10 protein-coding genes are annotated in these 6293 nt (G+C 43.0%); 1 reads left to right on the top strand and 9 read right to left on the bottom strand.

What is annotated here, in order from left to right; all coding sequences use genetic code 11:
- On the bottom strand, positions 1–155 hold a 155-nt coding region (locus EWV84_RS14430), incomplete at its 3' end, for a DUF433 domain-containing protein (RefSeq protein WP_287078538.1).
- A gap of 293 nt (positions 156–448) precedes the next feature.
- On the opposite strand from EWV84_RS14430, the gene EWV84_RS14425 reads away from it, so the two are divergent.
- A complete protein-coding gene (locus EWV84_RS14425; protein ID WP_002796839.1) occupies positions 449–799 on the top strand; it encodes an IS66 family transposase in 351 nt (116 codons plus the stop codon).
- A 34-nt stretch (positions 800–833) separates the two neighbouring features.
- Here the strand turns inward: EWV84_RS14425 and EWV84_RS14420 are convergent, their stop codons facing one another.
- The 8 genes from EWV84_RS14420 to EWV84_RS14385 form a co-directional block, all read right to left on the bottom strand.
- Positions 834–1688: a class I SAM-dependent methyltransferase family protein gene (locus EWV84_RS14420; RefSeq protein WP_002768795.1), complete on the bottom strand. Its 855-nt coding sequence runs from the start codon at positions 1686–1688 to the stop codon at positions 834–836.
- Positions 1689–1729: 41 nt separating this feature from the next.
- Positions 1730–2371: a lysophospholipid acyltransferase family protein gene (locus EWV84_RS14415; protein ID WP_012265433.1), complete on the bottom strand. Its 642-nt coding sequence runs from the start codon at positions 2369–2371 to the stop codon at positions 1730–1732.
- On the bottom strand, positions 2368–3324 hold the full coding sequence (locus EWV84_RS14410) for a phosphatidate cytidylyltransferase (protein ID WP_286825951.1): 957 nt from the start codon (positions 3322–3324) through the stop codon (positions 2368–2370). The genes EWV84_RS14415 and EWV84_RS14410 overlap by 4 nt, the downstream gene beginning before the upstream one ends.
- Entirely contained in the window at positions 3299–3931 is a 633-nt protein-coding gene (locus EWV84_RS14405; RefSeq protein WP_002768800.1) for a CDP-alcohol phosphatidyltransferase family protein, read from the bottom strand. Before EWV84_RS14405 ends, EWV84_RS14410 begins: the two co-directional genes overlap by 26 nt.
- A 476-nt stretch (positions 3932–4407) precedes the next feature.
- Positions 4408–4785 carry a clan AA aspartic protease gene (locus tag EWV84_RS14400; protein ID WP_287078537.1) on the bottom strand — a complete coding sequence of 126 codons (378 nt, stop codon included), beginning with the start codon at positions 4783–4785 and terminating at the stop codon, positions 4408–4410.
- Positions 4782–5054 (bottom strand): hypothetical protein, encoded by a 273-nt coding sequence (locus tag EWV84_RS14395; protein WP_002757090.1) that lies wholly within the window; start codon positions 5052–5054, stop codon positions 4782–4784. The genes EWV84_RS14400 and EWV84_RS14395 overlap by 4 nt, the downstream gene beginning before the upstream one ends.
- A 337-nt stretch (positions 5055–5391) precedes the next feature.
- Positions 5392–5637, bottom strand: a complete 246-nt coding sequence (locus EWV84_RS14390) for a toxin-antitoxin system HicB family antitoxin (protein WP_287078536.1) — start codon at positions 5635–5637, stop codon at positions 5392–5394.
- A complete protein-coding gene (locus EWV84_RS14385) occupies positions 5634–6062 on the bottom strand; it encodes a putative toxin-antitoxin system toxin component, PIN family (protein WP_287078535.1) in 429 nt (142 codons plus the stop codon). Before EWV84_RS14385 ends, EWV84_RS14390 begins: the two co-directional genes overlap by 4 nt.
- Positions 6063–6293: the final 231 nt, after the last annotated feature.

Below are 6293 nucleotides of genomic sequence, written 5' to 3'. Positions count from 1 at the left end.
TCATCCTCCAGTTCCGGAAACTCTTGATGTAATTCTGCTCGATCGGGATAAGTTGCCAGTAGCTCAATCACTCGACGAACCGTAAGGCGAAGATTACGGATGCAGGGTTGCCCATTCATACGGTTTGGATTGCTCGTAATACGATCTAGTTTCATTAGAGTAATTCTATTGCTTCATAATCATTTTAACCTTTAGCGGGGGTAAGCAATGCCTGAAAGACATCCCCCACATATCCATTCTCCGTCATCATATAAACCGTCACCCATACTATCTTTATATCACGCCCAAAAGCGTGTTAGCCAGATTAGCCCACACCGCACTTTAACCCACAGCTTCAATCAATGGGCATGGTGCGTTCCCCAAAATCGATCGCTGGAGCAGTAGGAGCCACATTAGGGAACGCACCCTACAAGATCGGCGATCGCTGCGGTTAGAGCAAGCTTTAGCTGTGTGGCGACCCCAGGCGGGTTATGCTGCAGGTTTATTGCTGAAATCCTTGCTGGACAAGTCCCATCAGTGGTGGTATTTCCTCGATCATCCTCAAGTCTCTCCCGATCATAACCGAGCCGAGCGTTCTCTGCGTTTGGGAGTAACTAAGCGCAAGATAGCTGGTGGTTCTCGCTCCTTCAGTGGCTTTGTCGATACTGCCCGTTTATTGACCGTGATTCAGTCTTGTCGCGCCCAAGGCCGTTCGGTTTTAACTTTCTTCCGTCAGGCTTTGGCCTCTGTCCATCACCCCTTGAATACGGTTGTCTCTCTTATCCCCACTGCTGATTTTTCTCTCTTTGTCAACCCCTAGACCTGAATAGTTACAAAATGAGTTTTCGCTGACTTCACTTTCTCGCTTTGACGACCCCGAAAATATTAAAGTTATCCATCTGTACCTGGAAATCTTGAAAACCCGCATCAGTTGCCCATGCTTCGGTTAATTCTAGCGGTCTCAGGCGCATCACCCAAGGTTTACCTGTATGAGAATTTAATACCCTGGCAATAAACTCTAATTGGGGGTGGTAGGGTTGAATGGTAAAAATGAGCGTCCCGCCTGGTTCAAGAAGACGATATAATTGCTGGAAATGCTGACGAATTAACTCATTATCTGGTAATATTTCGTGGAGTCCCGAGACGACAATTAAATTAGGCGGTGGTAAGACCCGGTTTAAGTCGTCATCGTTAAAAGCGTCAGCTTGTTCGATAGTTGCTGATACGCCAAGGTGGAGAGCTAATTCTTGCGCTTTTTGCACATTTTCTGCCTTGTAATCTCGCAATAAAGCATTCACTGCACCACCCGAAAAATCTAGCAAAACTTCCAAGTCATAGCGGCCACCACCACAAGCAACATCGAGGAGGTTAGTTGTTACCCCTTGCTCAAAATTATCTTGGATAACTTGACGCAATACGCTTTTCAGAATTTCCCCACGTTGACGGATTCCCTGCCATCCCTGGGAGTCGAGATAAACACGGTCAATTATCTTGCCAAACCAGGTAATGCCGCTGGGACGATTGCGATAAACATACTCTAACATGACTCCTGAATCAAAGCCGTATTTCAAGCCCAGACGAATTCCGTCTGAAAGTTGCCCGATGGTTTGAAACAGCAATCTTACAAGGCTGTAGTAGATGGCTTTAGGATGCCAAATTGGCAGCGGACGACTTAGTGAATCATAGCTAGGTAAGGTTTGAGAATTCATGGTTAATTCCTTCGTTTAATCAAGAAAAATCAAGAACTTTTTTATTGCCAAGCAGAAAAATTTCCTGATGATGCCAACTCTTGTATTGACTGATTTAACAAATCCATAAAGCTTTGTTTATTGCCAGTCCAATGGAGAGGATTACCAAGCCAAACATCACAAAAGAAAGGGACTAATAAAGCTTCACCTTTGGGAAGTGTCTTGCCTAAACCATGCAAGAAAATTGGATAGATGGGGATTTCTGGATGCCGTTTCGCTAGATGGGCAATGCCACTCTTAAAGCTAGTTAAAGATTCAGGATTGCCGCGAGAGCCTTCAGGATAGATTAGCAGAATTTCTCTCCGCACTAATGCCTGAGAACAACTGTCTAGAGGATGCTCGCGAACATTCCCCATTTCGCGTCTTAAGGGAATGATACCAATAATATTTAGAGAAAACCAAGTCAGCCAGGGATTCTTTAACCAATAGTCCGCCGCCGCTACTGGACGCAATTTGTCTAATAACCTTAAGGGAAAGAGTGTCATCAATACCAGGGTATCGAGATGGCTGTTGTGGTTGGCAACAATTATCGCTGGTCCCGATTTTGGTAGCCTCTCTTTGTGACTGATTCTTAGTCCGATAATGACCAAGACAATCAGTCTAACCACGCAACCAAAAAACAACAATCGCAGTAACTTATTCAAGCTAACATCCCCCGGAAATAAAAGTAAACAGTAAAATGGAAAAATAGGGGAGCAGTATAAGTTAAACTGTCAATACGATCAAGAATACCACCGTGTCCTGGTAAGAGATTACCGCTGTCTTTAACTCCTAAGTCTCGCTTCAGAGCCGATACAGTAACATCACCAATAAAACCGGCAATTCCCAATAGTAACCCCAGCCAGAATGCGTGAGTTAAATTAAACGGAGTTAACCAAGGAGCCAAAATTACTGCCAATACTATTGTCGTTATTATCCCTCCTAGCAAGCCTTCCCAGGTTTTGTTGGGGCTAACTGTCGGTAAAACTTTATGTCTTCCCAAACTTTTTCCGCACAAGTACTGGGAAATATCATTCAGAGCCGTCAAAAATAAAAGATACAGTAACAATCCAGCACCGCCAGCTATGGGATTACCTGCGGGTGGTAGCCTTAATAAATAGGCGACGTGACTGATGCTAAATACTGTCAGCATCAATCCCCAATGTAGAGTTCCTATTGCCTTGAGAAAACCGTGTATTTCTCCTAAAATTACCATCCGCATCGGCAAGATAAGGAACATATAAACTGGGATAAATACTAAAAACATTCCGTACCACCGACTGTAAATCCAGTAATATTGTAAGATGATTGCTAAATAAGCCCAAAACAAGACGCGACGGTCTGCCCGCCGTGTCGGAATTAGAGATAAATATTCTTTCAGGGCCAGAAAACTGACAAAACCAAAAAAGATCACAGCTATTCCAGGACTGAGGATGAGAGAAGTTGAGAAAAGAAGGGTAATTGCCCACCAAGATTTGACTCGTTGCTTCAGTTCTGTATAATTTCTCTCTGGCAAAGTTAGGGAGAGAAGCTGAATTATGAGAGTCGCTAGTATTAATAGGATAAATACCCCTGCTAACCCCCAGATAACATTAATTGCTGGCTTCGTCCAAACCATGATACTCTAATTCCTTTAAGCTGCTGTAAGCCCGATTGATAATTGTCGAAAATAGCAGTAAGATTGTGGTAATCCAAATATAATCTAACCACTTTCCTGCTGTCAATCCTAATCCTAATAATAAAGCAATTATACCAAATAAAAAAGCACGATCACTTTTGCCCATTGGCCCTTGATATTGTCTTTTTCCACTCACTGTAACCCCGAGAACTCCAGTCATTTCACTGATGATTGACAGTAAGACAATTGGGACAACCAAAATACTAGAAACTCCTGGTATTAAGGCAAAGGGAAGGTAGAGGGCAGTATCAGAAATTACATCTCCTAGTTCATTTAAGATAGTACCTAACGATGTTTTCTGGTTGTAGTCTCTGGCTAACATCCCATCAATCGCATTCAGTGCAATTCGCATAAAAAGTACCAAAGGCATCAGCAACAGTAGCCAGCGCTGACAATGCCAAAGGACAATTGCTATTCCCATCAATACTGATAAGACAGCAGCAGATGTGGTAATTTGATTCGCCGTGATTCCTTGTTTCGCTAGTTGCTTGACTAGCGGACTCAATATCTTTTGAAAAGCTGGCTTTAATTGATAGATAGTAATCACGGAATTTAGATCAACTTTTATAAATTTAAAAATTTTTGTCCAGAGATATGGAACTATAAATATATCATACCAAGAGATAGGCGTAATCGCCAGAAGTTTTCCCTATATCACGACCAAAAGCGTGTTAGCCAGATTAGCCTATTGCCAAAAACCTTGTTTAACTAAATTTCTGACAATTAGGCTCATTCTAGCGATGATTCTTCGATCTGACCGCACCCATTGACAAAAATTTACAATTATTCGACCTTTAGCGATCGCTATCGGGGGATAGTTGTTTTTTGTTACAGCAGTGGGGGAGAAGGGAGCGGGTTTTTCAAGTTGGATTGGCAGTTAATCATGCTATAGTTTTGGTGCGGTTTGGTGCGGCAGTCATACGACTACCCCTGAGCCGAGCTCCATTTATATACTACCCAACCAGATAGATTTAGTCGAGCGTTTTGCATTTCTTAATCTTTTGAGTAAGTCTAGCGGTAAAGTTAGCCGGCAGTTACTTTGCGGATTTCTACCCTTCCTTCTTCAAACACTTGAACCGTGAGTTGATAGCCTTCCATTAATAACATTCCAACTAGAGGTTCCGAATCAGCTTCATCAATTGGTATGGTTAAATAATCTCCGTCCCAAATTACGACAGCTTCATAGACATTAAAAACGCATTCGCTACCATCACCAAGAATAGCACGTCCTCGTCTTTTCCATTTCAGGTTTAGCTGATCGATTAGGTCTGGTGGCAATGAAAGCCAACCATTAAAACCTGTATCAACGATCGCATCTTGCGCGTAAATATTTCCTTCAGAGTCACATATCGAAAGTGAAATAATCGCCTCAAAATCCGCGTTAACGATTCCTGCGATCATACTAATCTCTTTGTACGTCCACCAAATCGGCGAACATAGCGAGAACCGACTCGAACAATCCAGATTTGAGCATCTGGGTGACGGGCTTCGAGTCTATTGCAAGCAGATATTTCACGCGCATCAATTTCAAAGTCGCCAGTTTCAAGGTCAATTGCTACAATTTTGCCCTGATTACCCAATTCGACCTGTGGGCGTATTTGCGTTTGATAAATGAGATCGCCTCGTTGGGCAAATTCTTCTTTGCTATAGCGGGGTTGTCGAACTGTCATTGGCTTGACCCTGTGGCAACTTTTGCCCTCTATTTTAACCTAAACATCGGTAATCTTCGCTAACATTCCCCAACTGGGCCCACCAGACTTGGCCTGAGCTACGTCGAAGGGCGGCATCGCACCTAAACCCACAACTTCAATCAATGGGCATGGTGCGTTCCCCAAAAATCGATCAGTGGAGCAGTGGGAGCCACATTAGGGAACGCACCCTACAAGATCGGCGATCACACTGTTGAAGTTCTTGGGGAGACATATATATTGAAATTTCTTAACTATATCTACAAATGGCTTTTTGGGTTTTAATTTTTGCAGGGTTGAAGTCAAGCTAACGGTGAAGTTAGACAGTCGGTATCTTGTCATAGGCTTCTGGCTCTACATCAGGAACTTTTGCCAAAATTGCCTCATATTTCGTTCTATCACCCCTTTTCGCCCGCTCTATTAGGTAATTTTCTGTCATCAATGCTGAAAGTTTCTCAGCGATCGCAGTAGAGATAAATTGATCAATAGAAATTCCATCGCGACTTGCAAGGTCACACAAGCTTTTCTGTAATGAGTCAGGAATTTGAACTTGAACAATACTCATGGTAATTTTCCTATCAAGCGTAAGAACTCCGACGGCTCAAGCAGACTTAACCCGAACTGCTCAACGCCAGCAAAGTCACGAGTGTTATATGTAATTATACTCTGACATCCTGCCTTGACTGCAAGCTCCAATACCATATCGTCTTTGGGATCGCGTAAGAAGGGTCGCCAAAGGAAGAAAATTTCATGAGGTATACCAACCGAGCAGTAGAAATCAATTAGGTCATCTACTTCTTCTCTGCTCAAATAAAGATTTGGTAACTCCCGCAACAAAACGTCCGTGTATTCCAAGACAAGGGGAACTGACAAGTGTATATCAAATTGTCCCGTATCTATAAGGGTAAGCAGTTGGAATGCACTACCACGTCTAGATCTCAGCCCTGAAACAATGACATTGGTATCAATAACAATTTGAGGTAATGGCATTCGGAACTGGGCAACGATGATTATCAGTATCGGTACACCTCAACTTTATCATCACAGGACGAAAATAGGATGCACTACATTTCCTTAACGCACCCTACCAGATCGGCGATCGCACTAATGGTAAACGACGAATACGAATACGGCTTGGCTCAACCGTAATAGCTGATCCTTGTTCTAAATCCTCCTCGCACTCAGGGATTACTGTCAACAAAAGATTCGTAAGTGCTTGGG

The sequence above is a fragment of the Microcystis sp. M_QC_C_20170808_M3Col genome (assembly GCF_007095505.1).
Lineage (GTDB): Bacteria > Cyanobacteriota > Cyanobacteriia > Cyanobacteriales > Microcystaceae > Microcystis.
Note: the sequence above shows the minus strand (reverse complement) of the source record. Positions and strands in the feature narration are given on the sequence as shown.